This window comes from Dickeya sp. NCPPB 3274, from assembly GCF_000406205.1.
Lineage (GTDB): Bacteria > Pseudomonadota > Gammaproteobacteria > Enterobacterales > Enterobacteriaceae > Dickeya > Dickeya fangzhongdai.
In genome coordinates, this window is record NZ_CM001979.1 from 1,679,358 (window position 1) to 1,699,100 (window position 19,743).

General features: G+C 56.8%; 18 protein-coding genes. 9 read left to right on the forward strand and 9 right to left on the reverse strand.

Annotation, left to right across the window (positions count from 1 at the left end; translation table 11 throughout):
• Positions 1–456 precede the first annotated feature (456 nt).
• Positions 457–732: a hydrogenase maturation factor HybG gene (gene hybG, locus DXX3274_RS08045; RefSeq protein WP_042859352.1), complete on the forward strand. Its 276-nt coding sequence runs from the start codon at positions 457–459 to the stop codon at positions 730–732.
• A 277-nt stretch (positions 733–1,009) separates the two neighbouring features.
• On the forward strand, positions 1,010–1,957 hold the full coding sequence (locus DXX3274_RS08050; protein ID WP_042861957.1) for a GlxA family transcriptional regulator: 948 nt from the start codon (positions 1,010–1,012) through the stop codon (positions 1,955–1,957).
• A gap of 157 nt (positions 1,958–2,114) precedes the next feature.
• Here the strand turns inward: DXX3274_RS08050 and DXX3274_RS08055 are convergent, their stop codons facing one another.
• Positions 2,115–2,849, reverse strand: coding sequence for a DJ-1/PfpI family protein (locus DXX3274_RS08055; RefSeq protein ID WP_042859353.1), 735 nt, complete (start codon positions 2,847–2,849; stop codon positions 2,115–2,117).
• A gap of 407 nt (positions 2,850–3,256) precedes the next feature.
• Positions 3,257–4,231 (reverse strand): DMT family transporter, encoded by a 975-nt coding sequence (locus tag DXX3274_RS08060; protein ID WP_042859354.1) that lies wholly within the window; start codon positions 4,229–4,231, stop codon positions 3,257–3,259.
• A gap of 217 nt (positions 4,232–4,448) precedes the next feature.
• Between DXX3274_RS08060 and cbl the strand changes: the two genes are divergently transcribed.
• The 4 genes from cbl to DXX3274_RS08080 all read left to right on the forward strand — a co-directional run bounded on the left by cbl (position 4,449) and on the right by DXX3274_RS08080 (position 8,567).
• Positions 4,449–5,402 carry an HTH-type transcriptional regulator Cbl gene (gene cbl / locus DXX3274_RS08065; RefSeq protein ID WP_038660193.1) on the forward strand — a complete coding sequence of 318 codons (954 nt, stop codon included), beginning with the start codon at positions 4,449–4,451 and terminating at the stop codon, positions 5,400–5,402.
• Positions 5,403–5,837: 435 nt separating this feature from the next.
• Complete coding sequence (gene gltP / locus DXX3274_RS08070) at positions 5,838–7,154, forward strand: glutamate/aspartate:proton symporter GltP (RefSeq protein WP_042859355.1); 1,317 nt, start codon at positions 5,838–5,840, stop codon at positions 7,152–7,154.
• A 9-nt stretch (positions 7,155–7,163) separates the two neighbouring features.
• Complete coding sequence (locus DXX3274_RS08075; protein WP_050569833.1) at positions 7,164–7,457, forward strand: hypothetical protein; 294 nt, start codon at positions 7,164–7,166, stop codon at positions 7,455–7,457.
• Between the two features lie 120 nt (positions 7,458–7,577).
• Positions 7,578–8,567, forward strand: coding sequence for a Gfo/Idh/MocA family protein (locus DXX3274_RS08080; RefSeq protein WP_042859356.1), 990 nt, complete (start codon positions 7,578–7,580; stop codon positions 8,565–8,567).
• A gap of 38 nt (positions 8,568–8,605) precedes the next feature.
• Here DXX3274_RS08080 and yghU read toward each other — a convergent pair whose 3' ends face one another.
• The 5 genes from yghU to DXX3274_RS08105 all read right to left on the reverse strand — a co-directional run bounded on the left by yghU (position 8,606) and on the right by DXX3274_RS08105 (position 13,511).
• Positions 8,606–9,469, reverse strand: a complete 864-nt coding sequence (gene yghU / locus DXX3274_RS08085) for a glutathione-dependent disulfide-bond oxidoreductase (protein ID WP_042859357.1) — start codon at positions 9,467–9,469, stop codon at positions 8,606–8,608.
• A gap of 249 nt (positions 9,470–9,718) precedes the next feature.
• Positions 9,719–10,807 carry an iron-containing alcohol dehydrogenase family protein gene (locus tag DXX3274_RS08090; protein WP_042859358.1) on the reverse strand — a complete coding sequence of 363 codons (1,089 nt, stop codon included), beginning with the start codon at positions 10,805–10,807 and terminating at the stop codon, positions 9,719–9,721.
• A gap of 34 nt (positions 10,808–10,841) precedes the next feature.
• Complete coding sequence (locus DXX3274_RS08095) at positions 10,842–11,708, reverse strand: ABC transporter permease (RefSeq protein ID WP_042859359.1); 867 nt, start codon at positions 11,706–11,708, stop codon at positions 10,842–10,844.
• On the reverse strand, positions 11,668–12,519 hold the full coding sequence (locus tag DXX3274_RS08100) for an ABC transporter ATP-binding protein (RefSeq protein WP_042859360.1): 852 nt from the start codon (positions 12,517–12,519) through the stop codon (positions 11,668–11,670). The genes DXX3274_RS08095 and DXX3274_RS08100 overlap by 41 nt, the downstream gene beginning before the upstream one ends.
• Before the next feature lie 23 nt (positions 12,520–12,542).
• Positions 12,543–13,511, reverse strand: coding sequence for an ABC transporter substrate-binding protein (locus DXX3274_RS08105; RefSeq protein WP_050569834.1), 969 nt, complete (start codon positions 13,509–13,511; stop codon positions 12,543–12,545).
• Between the two features lie 395 nt (positions 13,512–13,906).
• On the opposite strand from DXX3274_RS08105, the gene DXX3274_RS08110 reads away from it, so the two are divergent.
• From DXX3274_RS08110 to DXX3274_RS08120, 3 genes are all read left to right on the forward strand, one after another.
• Positions 13,907–14,929: a malate/lactate/ureidoglycolate dehydrogenase gene (locus DXX3274_RS08110; RefSeq protein WP_042859361.1), complete on the forward strand. Its 1,023-nt coding sequence runs from the start codon at positions 13,907–13,909 to the stop codon at positions 14,927–14,929.
• Between the two features lie 180 nt (positions 14,930–15,109).
• Complete coding sequence (locus DXX3274_RS08115) at positions 15,110–16,123, forward strand: D-cysteine desulfhydrase (RefSeq protein WP_042859362.1); 1,014 nt, start codon at positions 15,110–15,112, stop codon at positions 16,121–16,123.
• Positions 16,123–16,845, forward strand: coding sequence for an aspartate/glutamate racemase family protein (locus DXX3274_RS08120; protein WP_042859364.1), 723 nt, complete (start codon positions 16,123–16,125; stop codon positions 16,843–16,845). Before DXX3274_RS08115 ends, DXX3274_RS08120 begins: the two co-directional genes overlap by 1 nt.
• An 87-nt stretch (positions 16,846–16,932) precedes the next feature.
• Here DXX3274_RS08120 and DXX3274_RS08125 read toward each other — a convergent pair whose 3' ends face one another.
• Together DXX3274_RS08125 and DXX3274_RS08130 are read right to left on the reverse strand one after the other, a co-directional pair.
• Entirely contained in the window at positions 16,933–18,273 is a 1,341-nt protein-coding gene (locus tag DXX3274_RS08125) for an anaerobic C4-dicarboxylate transporter (protein ID WP_042859365.1), read from the reverse strand.
• 713 nt (positions 18,274–18,986) lie between these two features.
• A complete protein-coding gene (locus tag DXX3274_RS08130) occupies positions 18,987–19,616 on the reverse strand; it encodes an FMN-binding negative transcriptional regulator (protein WP_042859366.1) in 630 nt (209 codons plus the stop codon).
• Between the last annotated feature and the right edge of the window lie 127 nt (positions 19,617–19,743).

A 19,743-nucleotide genomic window follows, 5' to 3' on the forward strand; every position in this document is an offset into this window, starting at 1 on the left:
AAGAAAAACAGTGGAGTGATGGTTTTTAAAATCAGTTAGTTAGATAAAATCGCGAAATCAACGGCGGCTAGTCGAACCTGCCGCTCGACATTAGTGACGACATTTTGCCGCCGGTTTTTACCCGATTGTCGTCACCGTCGACAGCATCGGACGGGGGTGAAAACTCGACACTTTTGACGAGCGCCGCCGGTTTTTTACCGGATAACGGTGAGTTAGTTACAACATACTATAGCTTGGGGCGCTTTCCGCTCGCGGCCGGCGCAGGATCAAAGCGGCTGGCACCGAATTTGCTTAGCATGCTGGCGTGACAAGTCGGCCTCAAACGGCAGGCGGCGATGGCGGGATGTGCTTGCGGTCGTCCGGGTCGTTATGTGCGCGCTGAGAATCAGCAGGAGACGGTGCTGTCGCCGGAATGAGGTGACGAGCAAGTGTGGTCAGGAACAACGGGAAATCGTTATGTGTCTGGGAATTCCGGGGCAGGTGGTGGAATGGGCGTCGGCGGATCATCAACTGGCGTGGGTGGATGTGTGCGGCGTGCGGCGCGAAGTCAATGTGGCGCTGGTGCTGGAAGACGGGCAATCGTCATCGCTGGTAGGCCAGTGGGTGCTGGTACACGTCGGGTTTGCCATGAGCCGGCTGGACGAGCAGGAAGCGCGCGATACGCTGGATGCGCTACGGCAGATGGAAGAAGTGGAGTCGGATGTCGGCGTTTTTCTGGCTAAGTCGGTCTGAGTTTGCTGATCCTCATACCGCTACACTTTCGCCAAACTATGTTTTCTTCTCGGAACGGGCTGGTCGTTTCCTTGAAATGGTGCACTTTATGCAGTAACCGCCGGATTGAGCGGTGCAGATGGCGGCAGGAAGGCTCAGGTTTGTCGGAAATAAAGTACTCCCCTATTTAAAGACAAAAATGGATCAACTCGATCTCGTCAGGAAATAACACTTTGGCTTTAATAGAGGCTTTTCCGTAAAATAAGACACTCGGTGGGATTTTTGGATTACCATGATCATGCATCGCATTGGATTCTTCGTTTGCAGCGGCCACGAGGTACTTGATCTTGCCGGCCCACTTGCAGCGTTTGCTCATGTGGCTAAGGTTGCCGGGTATAGCCCGTACGAACTGTATGTAATCTCGCGATTCGGGAACCCGATCGTGGGTAATGCGGGTCTTGCACTTGAGACGAAACCGTTTGGGGTACATACATTTGACACCGTCATATTTGTCGGGGGAAATATTGACGCCATGCAGTCGCCTGAGAACATAGACGCGGCCAGGCAATTGAGCACCAACGCCTCGCGGATAGCAAGCGTATGTACGGGCGCGTTTCTGCTGGCTGAAACCGGTTTGCTGGATGGGCGTCGGGCAACGACTCATTGGCGTCATGCCGCCCAGCTACAGTCTGCCTTTCCGCGCATCACGGTCGACGCTGATAGTATCTTTATCGCTGACGGACCAATCTGGACATCGGCAGGGCACACGGCTGGAATCGATTTATCGCTCGCTATGATTGAAAAAGATTTGGGTGCTGAAATTACACGCGCTATTGCCAGGCATTTAGTTGTTCCCTATCGCCGGCCTGGAGGGCAGTCTCAGTTTTCAGCTATGTCACAAATGGAACCTGAGTCGGACCGTATTCGCATGGCGCTGAATTTTGCCAGAGAACATCTGGATGAAACGTTGCCTATAGAGCGTCTCGCAGAAGCAGCCAGGCTAAGCCCACGGCAATTTGGGCGGGTGTTTCGCCGTGAAACGGGAGAAACACCGGCTAAGGCTGTCGAACGCTTACGTGTTGAGGCTGCCCGATTGCGACTGCAGGATGGTAGCGAACCCATAGAGCAAATCGCCCTTGCCGTGGGGTTCAATGACCCCGAGCGTATGCGACGTGCTTTTATCAAACTTCTTGGACACCCGCCGCAATCAATAAGAAGAGCTGGCAGAATGGATAGAGGGATCTGACCTTATTTAGGCTCCAGCGCCTACACCATAAATTATATAGCCGCGTCTCATCCGGTTGCTGCAAGTTGTGACCGCCTATCTTAGATCTGTTGAGGAAATGGCGGATTGAGTAATGGTTAGACCACGACTGTAGTCCTGCGCATTCAGTAGTTGGCGCTTATTGAATGACAGGAATTCGTGCAAGGCCCTTGGTGGCACCAGGCAGTACTTTTTCAACCATCGCAAGCACCTCCGGCGGAGCACTTCTTGGGTGACCGGAATTGAATTGCGGAGCGGGATCATATTCGATGACAAGCTGTGTGAATTCGGCATGCTGCTTTCCCTTCAGCTTTTCGGCAACATGAAGCGCAAAATCAATACCTGACGTTACACCTCCGCCGCTCATAAATCGGCCGTTGTCATCCTCAACGAAACGATCCGGAACCGGAATGGCGCCGTATTCTGCCAGTCTGTTGACGAAAGCCCAATGGCAGGCACTTCGTTTGCCTTTAAGGACGCCTGCCGCAGCAAGCGAGAGCGAGCCTGTGCATACCGACGTTATATATTTAGCGTTTTTAGCCAGTCGGCCTATCTGAGCCAGATACTCAGGGTGCATGGCTTCAGTCATATCTGAGCCACCGGGTACCATGATTAAATCAGTCTTAAATATATCCATCAGTCGCTCTGTATTGCCGTACTTGACACCAAATTCGAGAGTTACGGTTCCTCCGTTGAGGCTGGCATAGCGAACGGTTGTATTTGGCAGACGGTGAAAGATCTCGCTGGGGCCGGCAAAGTCGAGAAGCGTACCTCCATTGTATACAGCAAAAACAATGTTGAGAGGTTCGTTTGAAACCTGGCCCTTGTCGCTTAATTGAGCGCCAGGGTCGTTATTTTTAATATCGTCTGTCATGGTAATTATCTCCAGGGTTGAGATGCCTTGCAGCCTTGTTGGGTCAGCGGAAAACCTTCACAGAAAATCCTGTTTGGGATTGATCAAGCCAGAGGCGCGATGCGCAATCCCTGTGATAGCGCGACCCTGGCCCAATCTTTCGTTTCATTCTGGAAGTGATAGGCTGTGGCGTAAAGGACGTAAATGCCTTAAAAAAGGACACTGAGAGGGGGGTAACTAAATGGTTGAACCTAATACCGTTCTGGGCAAAGTCGTAACTTACAAACACCAGACCGTGTCTCTTTCACCGGCGTGGCTACTGCACAAAGGGCGTGCAAGCGCCGCAGTTCATTGAAGACGTAGCCTGAATTTATACCGCCAGGCGGCATCGTTATCGCTTCATGACGGTATCGCATCAGGCGCTGTTGTCAGGCGCCGGTCATATCGGGAGAATGCCGGGTGACCACCGGTTCAAGCTTGATGCGCATGGCGTAAATCACGCCGACGATCAGGCACAGAATACCAACGCTAGTCATCAGCGGCGGCCATGATTGACGCAACATAAAGGTATACGTCAGCGCCGACAGGGTTTCAAACACCAGCAGCGGCCCCACCAGTACGGTGGGCAGACGCTGGCTGGCGGCATTCCAGCACAGGGTGCCGAGCCAGGAGCTGAACAGGCCGATGACTGCTATCAGCGTCAGGAAACGCCACGGCTGCGGGCCGAACGGCAGCGTAAAATCCGGCGTTGTGACAGCCAGATAACTGTTGACCAGGATGAATCCGGCCAGCGCGATCGGCAGCGTCGCCAGCCCCTGTGCGGTGGCCCAGGTGGCGGGCTGTCGCTCCGGGTTCTGGCGTAGCCAGCGCGCGTTGCGCAGCGGATACCATGTCCAGCAGACGAGCGCCAGCAGCGCCAACGCCATACCGCCAAGGTAACGCCCGGTCGGCACGTCGGCCGCTTCGCCGTTCAGTTCCGCCAGATTCACCAGCAGCAAACCCAACGCGATCAGCAGCAACGCCGGAACCAGCCGCCGCCAGGGCATACGCCCGTCGTGGCGGCCGTACAGCAGGTTGGCGCTTACCGCCATCACCACCGGCAGCGTACCGATCAGCATACTGGTGATCGGTACGCCGATGCGTTGAATCGCCGCGGTCAGGAACAGGTAATAAAGTAAATTGCCTACCGTCGCCAGCTTGAATGCCTCCAGCCAGTCGCGGCGCGTCAGCTGTTGCAACCGTTTCCGGTCTATCCACGCCAGCGGCAATACAATTAGCCCGAATGCCAGGTAGCGTCCGGTGGATAATTGCATGGCGGGGTAATCTGGCACCAGCAAGGGCGCGACAAATACCAGTCCCCACATCAGCCCGGCGGACAGGGCAAAAAGGATCCCACTTAGCATGTTTTTTCCTGTTGATACTTCTATCTACCTGTCATCACTTACTATGCCCGTCTTCACGCACATGGCGCAAAGCAACCGCGGACTGTCGTTGCACGCGGGGGGGAAATACGCCGCCATATCACAAAAAGTTATAAATAGTAAATTTTCCTTATTTGTACGGAATAACAATACTTCGTATGAATAGTGATAACAAGAACGACGGACAAGGGACAAGGGCGTGAACTTTCAACAACTGAAGATTATCCGTGAATCGGCGCGGTGCAACTATAACCTGACCGAAGTCGCCAATACCCTGTTCACTTCCCAGTCTGGCGTAAGCCGTCATATCCGCGAGCTGGAAGAAGAACTGGGTATCGAGATTTTTATCCGCCGAGGCAAGCGCCTGCTGGGTATGACGGAACCGGGCAAAGAGCTGCTGGTCATGGCCGAACGTATTCTTAACGATGCCAATCATATTCGGCGGCTGGCGAACCTGTTCAGCGACAACGATGTCGGGCAGCTGGTGATCGCCACCACTCACACCCAGGCGCGTTACAGCTTACCGGGCGTGATCAAGGAGTTTCGCGCGCTTTATCCGCAGGTGCAACTGGTGCTCAATCAGGGCACGCCGGATGAAATCGTGGCGATGCTGGAATCCGGCGAAGCGGACATCGGCATCGCCACCGAGCAACTGATGAACGTGAATTCGCTGGCGGCATTTCCTTACTACCGCTGGCATCACGCCATTCTGGTGCCGGAAGGACATGCGCTGGCGGAAGAGCCGGCGGTCACGCTTGATAAGCTCAGCGCGGTGCCGCTGATTACTTACCGGCAGGGCATCACCGGCCGTTCCCGTATCGATCGCGCGTTCGCCGCCGCCGGCCTGACGCCGCATATTTCCATCAGCGCGCAGGACTCGGATGTGATTAAGACCTACGTCGAACTGGGGTTGGGGGTGGGCATCGTCGCCGACATGTCGTTTGACGCGACGCGCGATCCCGGTCTGGTGCGGCTGGACGCACGCCATCTGTTTGAAGCCAGCACGGTCTGGCTGGGCCTCAAACGCGGGCAGTTGCAGCGCAATTACACCTGGAAGTTCATTCAACTGTGCAACCCGGAGCTGACGCAGGATGATATCAAGGCTCGGGTATTCGCCGAAGACAACGAGGCAGTGATCGATTATCAAATCTGACGACGGCGATTCAGCCGCCGGCACCCGAAAATCCGGCCGCGTGCTGTTGCTGCGCGGCCGGATTTTTTTGTGATTGTCATCGGCGCAGGGACAACCGGCGCACAGTGATGAAACGCATAATTATGAAAAGTTCCCTGAATGAAGCGCTTGATCTCAGGGGGAGGGAATAGTAGCATGCCGCGGCATAACAACAGGTTATGCTTTTTTATTTTCTTTTGCGATACAAATAGTTGCGCATTTTAAATGCATAACTATTTGATTACGCACTCTGTTTTGGTGAGTCACATGTTTGCCTGTGGGTCACGTAATTGTGCAAAAAACAACCTTCATCTCTCCCCTTATCTGTCGTAGTTCAGCAGTTAGCTGGAATGCCCGGTGGCAGTGGTTTCACCATCGGCAAGTAGTCGCAGGGAGCACAGACAATGGATTCGTATCATGAAAAAACAGAAAGTTAGCCTTGCCTGGCAAATTCTCATCGCGTTGGTCATCGGTATTGCCGTCGGAGCCTGGTTGCATGAAAACCCGGCCAACAAGCAATGGTTGATCGCCAACATCCTGAGCCCGGCCGGGGATATTTTTATCCGGTTGATTAAGATGATTGTGGTGCCGATTGTTATCACCACGCTGGTGGTGGGCATCGCCGGCGTCGGCGACGCCAAAAAACTGGGGCGCATCGGTTTCAAAACCATCCTGTATTTTGAAATTATTACCACGCTGGCGATTGTGATCGGCATTACGCTGGCCAATGTGTTCCAGCCGGGGCACGGCATTGACATGTCGATGCTCACCCGGGTGGACATTTCCCAGTACGAGAAAACCACCGAGCAGGTGCAAAGCGGTTCGCACAGTCTGGTCAGTACCGTCCTGTCGTTGATTCCGCCCAATATTTTCGCCGCGCTGGCCAAGGGCGAAATGCTGCCGGTGATCTTCTTCTCGGTGCTGTTCGGCCTCGGGTTGTCGTCGCTGGCGCGCGAACAGCGTGAACCGCTGCTTAACGTGTTTCGCAGCGCGTCGGAAACCATGTTCCGCGTCACCAACATGATCATGCGTTACGCGCCGGTCGGGGTATTTGCGCTCATTTCCGTGACCGTCGCCAACTTCGGTTTCGCCTCGCTGTGGCCGCTCGCCAAGCTGGTAATTCTGGTGTATATCGCGATTTTGTTCTTTGGGCTGGTAGTGATGGGCGCGGTGGCGCGGCTGTGCGGGCTGCGCATCATGACGCTGATCCGCATTCTGAAGGATGAGTTGATTCTGGCTTACTCCACCGCCAGCTCGGAAACGGTGCTGCCGCGCATTATCCAGAAGATGGAAGCCTATGGCGCGCCGAAAGCCATCACCAGCTTTGTGGTGCCGACCGGTTACTCGTTCAATCTGGACGGCTCCACGTTGTACCAGAGCATCGCCGCCATTTTTATTGCCCAGTTGTACGGTATCGATCTCAGCCTGTGGCAGGAGTTGGTGCTGGTGTTGACGTTGATGATCACCTCCAAAGGCATTGCCGGCGTGCCGGGCGTCTCCTTTGTGGTGTTGCTGGCGACGCTGGGCAGCGTCGGCATTCCGCTGGAAGGGCTGGCGTTCATCGCCGGGGTGGACCGCATTCTGGATATGGCGCGCACCGCGCTTAACGTGGTAGGCAACGCGTTGGCGGTGCTGGTGATCGCCAAATGGGAAGGGCAGTTCGACGAAGAAAAAGCGCGCGCGTACGAGCAGGAACGGGCGACGCTGGCGACACGTCCCGCCGGTCAGGAATAATCCTGCCGTGTGACGTCAGACAACCGGGCTTCGGCCCGGTTTATCAGTTGGCCGGTGTTTACCCCTTCGGTCATCATGATTGGCGGCGAGCCGATAATTACCGGCGGGCAAATGCCGGGAGTATGGGAAATTGGGCGCTATACCGCGATGGTTTTAGGCGAGGTTAAGCGCCTGAGAGATGATCAGAACGGTTATGGCCCGTCAGGCGCCGGTTTTATTGGGCATGTGGATATGCCTGACAAGGTCACGCGGGCATGGGAACGACTAATGAGTAATCAGTCGCTGAGTAAGAAAATCAGATAACCGTTATAAATCATGCTGACAGGCCACGCTGTGCAGCCTGAGCCCTGATGGCTATAACCGATAACGACTATTATCTTGTATAGTCAGTTGTATTTCGGTAATACGCTCAGGAGTTATCCCATGAAAATCGCGCTGGTAGGGGCAGGCAAAATAGTGCTGTCCTGTCTTGATGCACTGAAAAACATTGAAGGCATTGATATTGCGGCCTTATGCGTCCGGCAGGGAAGTTTGCAAAAAGGCGAAGCATTAAAACGCCAATATAATATCCATGCGATTTACACCGATTATGATGCCATGTTGCAGGATAGCGACATTGATTTTGTTTATCTCGGGATACCCAATCACCTGCATTTTTCCTATTCCCATAAAGCGCTGTCCGCCGGAAAACATGTGATTTGTGAAAAGCCGTTCACGTCGAATTATGCGCAATTGCTGGAATTGGTCACACTGGCGAAATCAACAGGGCGTTATCTTTTTGAAGCCATCACCTCTATCCACACGCCCGGCTTTCATTATCTGGCGACTCATGCTGCTGAAATCGGTGAGATTAAGCTGGTACAGGCAAATTATTCGCAATATTCAAGCCGCTATAACGACTACGTCAACGGCATAGTGCATCCGGCATTCGACCCCGCCAAATCGGGCGGCGCGCTTTACGATATCAACTTATATAATATTTATAATGTCTGCGCCTTATTTGGGGCGCCGGAGAGCGTGAGCTATAGCTGCAATAAGGGGCACAACGGCATTGACACTTCCGGTATTCTGGTCATGAATTACGGGAAATTTATTGCTGTCTGCACCGGTGCGAAAGATTCGGCCAGTCCGGGTTATTTAACCGTTCAGGGGACGGCTGGCTATGTGAAAATTACCGATATACCGAGCGTATGTAAGCATGTTGAATTTTCGAAAGCGGGAACGCTGATAAAACATGACGACACGACGGATAAAAATCACATGATTTATGAGTTTGAGGCGTTCAGGGATATCGTTAACGCACAGGATATGTCCCGGTGCCATGAATTGCTGGATATTGCTCTCATCGTCTCTCATGTGCTGGAGCAGGCCAGAGAATGTTGCGGTATTCCTTTCCCTCTCACAGAAGAATAAACCCGCCGCCCGTCAGCGCAGCGGCGGGATGAGCACCGTCAGCGCGGCGTCGATACCTTGTCCTGCGTTTGGGTTTCGAAGTCGCTGGCGTCGTGACGCTCATGCAACTGGGTGGCGGGATCGCCGCTCAGGCGGTTGACCATGCGGCCGCGCTGAACCGCAGGACGGGCGAGAATAGCGTCCGCCCAGCGCTGCACGTGCGGATACTCGTGAACCGACAGGAATTCGGCGCCGTCGTAAAGCCAGCCTTTCACCAGACCGCCGTACCAGGGAAACGCGGCGATATCGGCGATCGTATAGTGAGAACCGGCCAGATAGTCGCTTTGCGCCAGCCGCTGATCGAGCACATCGAGCAGGCGTTTGGTTTCCATGGCGAAGCGATCGATAGCGTATTCGATCTTGATCGGCGCGTAAGCGTAGAAATGGCCGAAACCGCCGCCAAGATAGGGCGCGCTGCCCATCTGCCAAAATAGCCACGACAGGCATTCGGCGCGTTCGGCGGCGTCGGTCGGCAGGAATTCGCCAAATTTCTCCGCCAGATAAAGCAGAATGGCGCCCGACTCAAACACGCGCACCGGCTGCGGCCCGGAGTGGTCCACGAGCGCCGGGATCTTGGAGTTGGGGTTGGCTTCCACGAAGCCGCTGCCGAACTGCTCGCCGTTGCCGATTCTGATTAGCCAGGCGTCGTATTCCGCGCCGCTATGACCAAGCGCCAGCAGTTCTTCAAGCAGGATGGTCACTTTCTGGCCGTTTGGCGTCGCCAGCGAATAGAGCTGGAGCGGATGACGGCCGACCGGCAGGTCTTTATCGTGCGTGGCGCCGGCGATCGGACGATTGAGGCCGCCGCTGGCTTTATTCCAGGTCCAGACTTTCGGGGGGATGTATTCGGATGAGTGGGGCATGGCAAACCTCCTGATAATCACATTTGTCAGAGAAAGGGCGGTTAACGCGATGGACGCTCCATCATAACCCACGAGTGCACCGACGGTTGTTGCCACTGGTGCCGGGCGTATCCCGACGACGCGCCGACCAACGAGCTGTACCTTGTCTGGCCTACGCGTACGGTCAAAAGTTCGGGCGTTGCGTATGTGCGGAATGGCATTATCAATGCGTTTGCGGGAGATTCCCCGCTTTCCGGTTGAAGCGCCGTTTTAGTGCGCCTCGGTCACGGCGGGTTGCGCCGTGGCGGCCAGCGCCTGTTTTAACGCGCTACGGTCTACGGCGAACGGCAGCCGGGCGGCGACATCGGCCGGGATGGTCACCTGGGCGGCGACGAGGTCCCAGCGTGTTTCGTCGGTCAGACCCAGCGCCTGCGGCGTCTGCGGGCTGTCGTAGCGGCGCAATTGCGCCAGTAGCTCCTGATTGTCGAACCCGTGGCGCGCTTCCAGTTGCGCCTGCACCGCCAGGCCAAAGCCGACCTTTTCGCCGTGCAGCCAGCGTCTGGATTCCGGCTGGCGGGTCAGGCTGTTATGAATGGCGTGCGCGACGCCCAGCCGGGCACGCTCATCCTTGACGCTGTTGGCGATACCGGCCAGCGCGATCACCGCGTCGATCACCCGGCGTAGCGCCGGCGTCGCTTGTTGCCGCTGGTTGTCCGCCAGCGCCTGCTCGCCGTCCGCGTCAAAAATATCGACTGCCAGCCGGGCGATACGCGCTTTGATATGCAGCGACAGGGCATCGTCGCCGTGCCGCAGGTAGGGCAGAAATTCGTACCATTTGGCGAGCGCGTCAACAATGCCGGCTTTCAGATAACGCACCGGCGCGCGGGCAATCACGGTGCTATCCACCAGCACCCACACCGGCAGACGGCGCAGACTAAGCCGCCCCTGATGCACGCCGTCGCGGCTGTACAGCACGCTGATGGGCGACCAGGCGGCGCAGGTGGCGGCAATCGTCGGCACGGCGATCATCGGTAACGCGTCGGACTGGTCGGCCACCGCCTTGGCGGTATCCAGCACCTTGCCGCCGCCAACGCCGAGAATCAACTCCGCGCGTTCGATATACGCCTGTTCGCGCAGCGCGGCGATACTCTCTTCGGTGCAGTAGCCTTCCAGAAACAACGTCCGGTAGTGCAGGCCGTGTTGCCTGAGACTGGCTTCCAGTGGGGCGGCGGTGTGCTGCCAGGCGGTCGGGCTGGTGATGATCAGCACCCGTTTAGCCAGTGGTTGAATATAGTCGCCCACCTCGGCGAGCAGGCCGTCCTGATTGAGGTACGTGTCCGGAACCTGTATGGCGATCATGTTCTCGTTTCTCCTGTCGGTTTTTCTGCGCAGCCTAGCGCTGCATACCCCATTTGCGGACGGTCAGGCGTTCCAGCGTGGAGAAAATCAGCCCTTCCACCAGTAACCCGATCAGGATCACCGAGGCCAGCCCGGCGAATACGCGGTCGGTATACAACTCGTTGCGGTTCTGAAAGATGTACCATCCCAACCCGCCTTTGCCGCTGGACGCGCCAAACACCAGTTCGGCGGCGATCAGCGTGCGCCAGGCGAAAGCCCAGCCGATTTTCAGCCCGGAAATGATCGCCGGCAGCGCCGCCGGGATCAGCATGTGGACAACGTAGCGCCAGCCGGTCAGGCCGTAATTGCGCCCGGCCATGCGCAGGGTGTCGGAAACGCCGAGAAAACCGCTGTAGGCGTTGAGCGCCATCGGCCACATCACCGAATGCACCAGCACGAAAACCAGACTTTTTTCACCAAGACCGAACCACAGTAGCGCCAGCGGCAACAGCGCGATAGCGGGCAGCGGGTTAAGCATCGCGGTGAGCAACGCCAGCAAGTCGCGTCCCAGTTGCACCGACACCGCCAGCGTACTGAGCAACAGCGCCAGCACGCTGCCGATGACATAGCCTTTAAGCAGCGTGCCGAGGGATACCGCTATTTTCTGCGGCAGTTCGCCGCTCAACATATCCTGACGGAACGCCTGTAATGTCTGGAGAAAGCCGGGCAGCATCAGGTCGTTGTTCTGCCAGCGGGCGGCGACTTCCCACAACGCCAGCAGCAACAGCACCAATACCAGCCGACGCAGTAAGGTATGCTGCGCCAGCCGGGTCAGCCACGGTAGCGGCGCTTCCAGCGTGTCGGGCGGCAGCGGCGTCAGCTCACGCTGATACTCGGGCCTGACCGGGGGAGATGTATTCATGGGATACCTCAGGTGAAGCCGACGCGCCGCGAGAGGCCGGCGTCGGCGGGAATAACAGATCGTGGATACGTCGGGCGGCGTGCTGGAAAGCATCGCCGCCGGCATCGTTCAGCGAAAACTGATGGCAGTTGATTTCCGCCCGCACCCGGCCGGGATGAGGGGACAACAGCAGGATCCGGCTGCCGACCACCAGCGCTTCCTCAATGGAGTGGGTGACGAACAGCAGCGTGAAGCGCACCTCTTCCCACAGCGCCAGTAATTCCTCCTGCATCTTGCGACGGGTGAGGGCGTCCAGCGCGGCGAAGGGTTCATCCATCAGCAGGATTTTCGGCTGCATCGCCAGCGCGCGGGCGATCGCCACTCGCTGCTTCATGCCGCCGGATAACGTGTGCGGGTAGGCATCGGCGAATTTCGCCAGCCCGACCTTGTCGAGAAAGTGCAACGCCCGTTCGCGCGCCTCTGATTTGGTCAGTGTGCCGCTGGCGACCAGCGGGAACAGGGTGTTTTCCAGCACGGTTTTCCACGGCGGCAACTGGTCGAATTCCTGAAACACCATCATGCGATCCGGACCGGGGCGGGTGACCGGTTGGTTTTCCAACTGGATACTGCCGCCGACTGGCGACAGAAATCCGCCGATCGCTTTCAGCAGGCTGGACTTGCCGCAGCCGGACGGCCCCAGCAGCACGAAACGCTCCGCCGGGAACACGTCAAAACTGACGTCATGGGTCGCTTGTATCTGCGCGCGATGGGTGCGGTAACGCAGGTCAACGCCGTTGACCTGCAACAGCGGATGCAATGGATGAGCGGACATCGCAATCTCCTGTAGCCGGATAGTTAACTGCCCGGCTGATCGTGGATTTCATTGAAGAAGTAGTCTTTCCATGACGCGGCCTTGTTTTTCAGTACGCCAAGTTGTTGCAGTTTTTCGGCGTATACCGACGTTCGTTGCGGCACGATGGTGAAGTTCACCTCCGGGTCTTCGACGATGCGTTTGACCAGCGGTAGCGGCAGGCGCGAGTTTTCCACCCGGATATAGGTTTCAGCGGCGGCGGCCTTGTTGGCGTTGATAATGTCGGACGCGTCTTTCAGCGCGTCGTAAAAGGCGCGGTAGGTTTTCGGGTTTTCATCGTGGAATTTCTGGGTGGTGTAGAGCACGTTGAAGGTGCCCGGCCCGCCCAGCACGTCATAGGAACTCAGAATCTTATGCACGTTCGGGTGTTCCAGCGCCTGATACTGGAACGGCGGGCTGGAAAAATGGGCGGTGATTTCCGACCCGCCGGCGATCAGCGCCGCGTTGGCGTCCGGGTGCGGCAGGCTGACGGTAATATTGTCGAAGCGCTTGTAGTCGGCGTCGCCGAACAGTTTGGCGGTTTCAATCTGCAACGTGCGCGACTGGAAACCGACGCCGGCGGCGGGGGTGGCGATACGGTCGCGGTCGCTCAGGTCGCGCAGGGTTTTCACCGCCGGGTTATTGCTCAGCAGATAATTCGGCATCGATCCCAGCGAGGCGATGGCGCGTACATTCTGTTTGCCCAACGTGCGGTCCCACAGGGTCAACATCGGCGGCACCCCGGCGGACGCCACATCCAGCGCGCCGGACAGCAGTGCCTCGTTGATAGCGGTGGCGCCGGACAGCGTGCGCCAGTCGACCTTGATGTCCAGCCCTTGCTGTTTACCGTGTTTTTCAATCAACCGCTGGTCGCGCACCACATCCAGGATCAGGTAGCCGATGCCGAACTGCTGGGCGATGCTGATGCTGCCCTCCGCCTGTGCCGCCAGCGGCGCAGCACCCAGCGCGAGCATCAGTGCCAGCAGCCAACCGTTTTTGACGTGGCGGGAGGATGTATTCTGTCCGGTCGTATTTTCAGCTCGGTTTATTTTTACAACTCGGTTTATTTCTATGAATTGCATTTCCACTGGCGCCATCGGTATCGTCTCACAGTTAATTATTTAATTTAGAAAAGTCGGTGGTCATTTTTCATTTCTAACAAGATAATTCCCGCATGCTATTTTTATAATCCCTGACGGAAAAGCTTATTTGGAAATAAGTTATTTGAATTCTATTTATAGTTATTTCTGCTAAGCAGAGGCGATATTTTGTTAAGCAATATTATTGCTATTGTTTCCCGTATTACTCACTTACCCCGGTTTTCGTGAGGATTATAGTAAAACCTTTCTGATTTACGGGGACCCGGAGCATGCCTGTCTTTTCTCACGATTATTTACGTCATTATTTGCGCGAACGCCTGAACGAGGCGGCGGTGAACGCGGAGGTGGCCGGTCTGGTGGCGGATAATCTGGTGGAGTCCAGCCTGAAAGGCCATGATTCCCACGGCGTCAGCATGTTGCCGCGCTATATCGCCGCGATTCGCGAAGGCGGGCTGGCGCCGCATGCGCAGGCGGAAAAGACGCTTGACGTCGGGCCGATGCTGGCGTTTTCCGGGCAGCATGGCTTCGGCCAGGTGGTGGCCCGGCAGGCGATCGCTCAGGGTATTGAACGCGCGAAACAACAAGGCGTGGCGGTACTCAGCCTGGCGGATGCGCACCATCTCGGGCGCATCGGCGCCTGGGCGGAACAGGCGGCGCAAGCGGGGCTGGTGTCGCTGCATTTCGCCAATGTCTACACCCGCCCGATCGTCATGCCCTGGCAGGGGCAGCAACCGCGTTTCGGCACCAACCCGTTCTGCGCCGGGATCCCGGTGGCGGGAGGCTCGCCGGTGATTCTCGATTTCGCCACCAGTGTGATTGCCGGCAACAAGGCGCGTATCGCCTGGAACGAAGGCCGGTCATTGCCGTCGGGACAGATTGTCGACAATCAGGGCCAGCCATCGGTGGACCCGCGCTGGCTGATGGAAGAGCCGTTCGGCGCGCTGCTGGCGTTCGGCCAGCATAAAGGTTCCGGTCTGGCGCTGGTGTGCTCGCTGCTTGGTGCGGCGCTGACCGGCGGGGCCACGGAGCGCACCGCCACGGGTCAGGGTAAGCAGATCATCAACAGCATGCTGTCGATACTGATCGACCCGGAACGACTGGGCGGCGCGGCCAGCTATCAACAGGAAATCCCGGCGTTGCTGGATTGGGTGCGTCAGTCGCGGCCCGACGGCGGATTGCTGCTGCCCGGCGATCCGGAACAGCAGGCGTATCGCCAGCGGCTGGCGAACGGTATTTTCGTCGACGACACCAGTTGGCGGCAATTAACCGAGCTGGAACGGCAAGTCGCCTGATCCGGCGACCAGTCTGTGCACTGCGCTTATTTTTATTATTTTGAAAAATCTGCGTTTCGCTTTATTTCATGACGCTATCTACAACACGTTTTATTGTTTTGTCAGTTCATTATCGTGGCTGAAATAAGATGAAAAACGAGATGGCTAAAGCACATTGATTATTTCCCCAAGGAGAAGAATATGCATCTCGCCCGTTTTCCCCGTTTGTCGCTGGGCCATTTCCCCACGCCGCTGGAACCGCTGCCGCGTTTATCGGCTTATCTCGGCGGCCCGACGATTTATATCAAACGCGATGACGCCACCGGGCTGGCGACCGGCGGCAACAAAACCCGCAAACTGGAGTTTCTACTGGCTGAAGCGTTGCAACAGGATGCCGACATCATCATCACTCAGGGCGCCACCCAGTCCAACCATGTGCGTCAAACCATCGCCGCGGCGGCGAAGCTGGGGCTGAAGACTCAGGTTCTGCTGGAAAAGCGGGTTGAGGATTACGGCGTTGACTACCAGCGCTCCGGCAACGTGTTGCTGGACAAGTTGCTGGGCGGCGACATTGTCGATCACCTGCCGGCCGGCACCGACATGCAACAGGCGATGGAGGCGCTGGCGGCGACGTTGCGCGAACAAGGCCACCGGCCTTATGTGATCCCCGGCGGCGGCTCCAGCCCGACCGGCGCGCTGGGGTATGTCGCCTGCGCCGAAGAGCTGTTGTATCAGTCCAGCCAGCAGCGGCTGCGCATCGACCATATCGTGCACGCCACCGGCAGCACCGGCACTCAGGCCGGGCTGGTCACCGGGCTGACCGCCAGCAACAGCGGTATTCCGGTGCTGGGCATCAGCGTACGGGCGCCGAAGGCGAAGCAGGAAGAGAATGTCTGGCTGCTGGCGCAGCGCACCTGGCAGAAACTGGGGCTGGCGGGCGAGGTGCCGCGCGAGGCGGTTCAGGTCAACAGCGATTATGTCGGGCAGGGATACGGCATTCCCACCGCCGGGACGCTGGAAGCCCTGAAACTGGCGGCGCAGCTGGAAGGGATTTTGCTGGACCCGGTCTATTCCGGCAAGGCGCTGGCCGGGCTGATCGATCTGGTGCGCAAAGGGCAGTTTGGTAAAGACGACACCGTGCTGTTTATTCACACCGGCGGAGCGGCGGGACTGTTTGGCTACCGTCAGGCGTTCGAGCAGCAGGAAGGCTGGTGATGCCGACACGTTTTCTGATCGGCGTGCTGGGCGGGATGGGGCCGCTCGCCACCGTCGACCTGTTGCAGAAAATCATCGCCGCCACGCCTGCGGAGCGCGACCAGCAACATGTACCGATGGCGGTATGGAATGTGCCGCAGATTCCGGATCGCCAGCGGGCGCTGGCCGGGACTGGCGCATCGCCGTTGCCGGCGTTGCTGGACGGTATTGAACATCTCAACCGGCTGGACGTCAGTCACCTGGTCATTCCCTGCAATACCGCGCATCACTGGTTTGATGAACTGCGCTCGGCCAGCCGTGCGCCGGTGTTGCACATCGCCGACGCCACGCTGGCGCAGACGCAGCTGGCGTTGGCCGGCACGCCGTCGCCGCGGGTGGGGGTGATCGCCACCCACGGTACGCTGGCGGCGGGCTGGTATCAGCAGCGGCTGGCGGCGTTAGATATCGAAACGGTGCTGCCCGACGAGCAGGAGATGGATAATCTGTTCGTGCCGGGTTGTTATGCGGTGAAACGTGGCGAAGTCGCGGCGGGCGGAGCGCTGTTCGGGCAACTGGCCGATCGATTGGCTGCACGCGGCGCCAACCAACTGATTCTGGCCTGCACTGAAGTGGCACCCGGGCTGGCGGCAGCGCAGTCGCGCTGGCTGGCGCGCAGTATCGACAGCACCGAGGCGCTGGCCCGGCGCTGCGTCGCGCTGTGGCGGGAACAGGCGGACCTGTAACGAGAAACCGCCCGACGGCTGGGACCGAACGGGCGGTTGGAGGGAGAAACGTCCGCTACGCCGATGTGTCCGGCGCAGCGGGATAACTCAGTAATACCCGTACATGGCGGCGAACACCCAACCGAACACGCAGGAGGTGCTGACGCCAATCAGGCCGGGCAGGATGAAGCTGTGGTTAATCACAAACCGGCCGATATGGGTGGTACCGGAGCGGTCGAACTGGATGGCGGCCAGATCGCTGGGGTAGGTCGGCAGAATGTAGTAACCGTAGCAAGCTGGCGCGGATGCCACGATGTACGCCGGGTCAACGCCAATCGCCAACGCTACCGGCACAATCGCGGCCAGCGCAGCGGCTTGTGAGTTGACGAACTTGGACACCAGCAGCAGGATCAGCGCATACGCCCACGGATACTCTTTCACCAGCGAGCCCAGCGTATCCTTGATTTGCGTCAGGTGCGCGCCGAACATGGTTTCCGCCATCCAGGCGATGCCGTACACCGCGACAATCGCGATCATCCCGGAGCGAAACACTTCGTTTTTCGAAATCGACCCCGGATTGGTTTTGGTGGCGATGATGATGATGGCGCCGGACAGCAGCATGAACATCTGAATCACCAGCACCATCGACAGCGGTTTACCGCCGAAGGACGGACGCAGGCTTTCCACCGCGCCCAGCAGTGCTACCGCAGCGATAGTGGCAAGGAAGATCCACATGGCGACCCAGTTGCTGCGCGGCAGTTTGCGGTCCAGCAGGGTGGCGGTGTCGCCGTAAACGTATTCGCGGTTTTCCGGCACGGAAATGAATTTCTGGAAGTCCGGATCCTTGTCCAGGTCTTTACCCCTGAACCAACTGAAAATCCCGATGGCCAGAATACCCAGCAGGGTAGAGGGAATCGTGATTGCCAGTAAGTCCAGGAATTCAAGGTGTTTGCCGTGGAAGGTGAATTTACCCAGCATGGCGACCAGCGACACCACCGCTACCGATACCGGGCTGGCGATGATCCCCATCTGCGCGCCGATCGAACTGGCGGCCATCGGCCGTTCCGGGCGGATGTTGTTCTTGATGGCGACGTCGTAAATAATCGGCAGAATGGTATACACCACGTGGCCGGTGCCGCACAGAATCGTCAGCGTACAGGTCACGAACGGCGCAATGATCGACACATATTTCGGGTTGCGTCGCAGCATTTTTTCCGCCACCTGCAGCATCACATCCAGCCCGCCGGAGGCTTGCAGCGTAGCAGAAGCGGCCACCACGGAAATGATGACCAGCATCACGTCGACCGGCGGTTTCCCAGGTTCCAGTTTAAAAATGAAAACCAGAATGACGAGTCCGATACCCCCTAATAATCCGAGCGCGATACCACCTTTTCGCGCGCCGTAAAACAGGCAGATCAGGACTATGATAAGTTGAATGATAAAGTCCATAGATTCCCCATTGCTCAAAATGACGAGTTAATTAATTGAGATTGGATTACTGTCGTCATGGGTACTATAGAGATTATTCCGTCTGTTTTTTCTTGATCTAAATCTACTATTCCAACTGTTTCTTTCCCTGATGGCGAATTAACGGGATGTGCGGCGAGAATAAAAAACGTCTGATTTTTTTAGTTTATTAATTATAAGATTAATTTTATAATTCTTAATAAAGATGAGTTGTCGTGAATTTGTTTCATTGGTTTTGTTATTGCAGCGGTTTGTTTTAGTAAGTGTTTTATTTTTGTTGTGTCGGTGTTTTTTTATGGTTGTGTTTTTGCTCCGGTAGAGTGAGTGGAGTGAAAGTGAACACCGTTTTAAAAATGGAATAATAATGTGAATTTATAATAAAACTATGATTTTAAATGGTTTTATATAAATGTCATTCCTGTTTATCACTCTGTTTTTTAATGTCAACCGAGTGTGGAGGTGGCCGGGAATAAATGATAATAATTCCCAGCGGTTCTGAGTGCGTTATTTTATAAATCTACCGATGGCATCACATTATTTCATTTGTGGGTAAAATGACTATGGCGAAGAACGATTAATAGTTTTTCTGGTTATTAAAATAAAACAGTCATGCGTGTTTTTATCTATTAAGCGTGCGTCACGCATCAGTGCGGGGCAGACTAAAGCCCGTTGAAACGGGAATGACAGGTCAGCATTCATTTTGCCCCTTGGGCGCCAACCCATTCGACCATCGCCGGACAGCCGTTCTCTCGTTGTAACCCATCAATCACCCCCTGACGGTCTTCCTGCGTTCTGTTCTGGCTGACTTTCCATTTACCGTCGAGTGTCGCGATCGGGATTTCCAGCCCTACGATGCCGTTAAGTTGGGCGGCGACAAACGCGGCGGGCGCGTCGTCCACTTGCCACGGCCGGGGGCGCTGATGCTCATGGGCGTGGGTCAGAGCGCCAACCTGCCGCCGTAGCCATTCTGCTTCGTCAATCACCGTTGGCGTGCCGCGCGCCTGCACCATCACATAGTTCCAGGTCGGCACCGCTCTGCCGTGCGCTTGCTTCGACGGATACCAGTCGGGCGAGATGTAGCTGTCCGGCCCCTGAAACACCACCAGCGCTTCGCTGACAGCCCTTAACGCATTTACCTGCGGGTTATTACGGGCCAAATGGGCGCGCAATGTACCGCAGGCGCCGTCATCGATTAGCAGAAAAGGGATGAGGTTGGCCGACAGACCGCCGGGACCCGCGGTAATCAGCATGGCAAGCGGATGGGCGCGCATCAGCGCGTGCAGGATCGGCTGGCGCGCTTCCCGAAATGCGTGTGGACAATGCATAGCGATGATTCCTTCTGTGGCTGGGTAACATCATTCATACCGGCATTGTGCGGCAAAGCGGTCTGTAATGAAGGGCCACTTCTGCATAATATTGATAGGCCACTATTCATGTAGAAAGACCACTAAT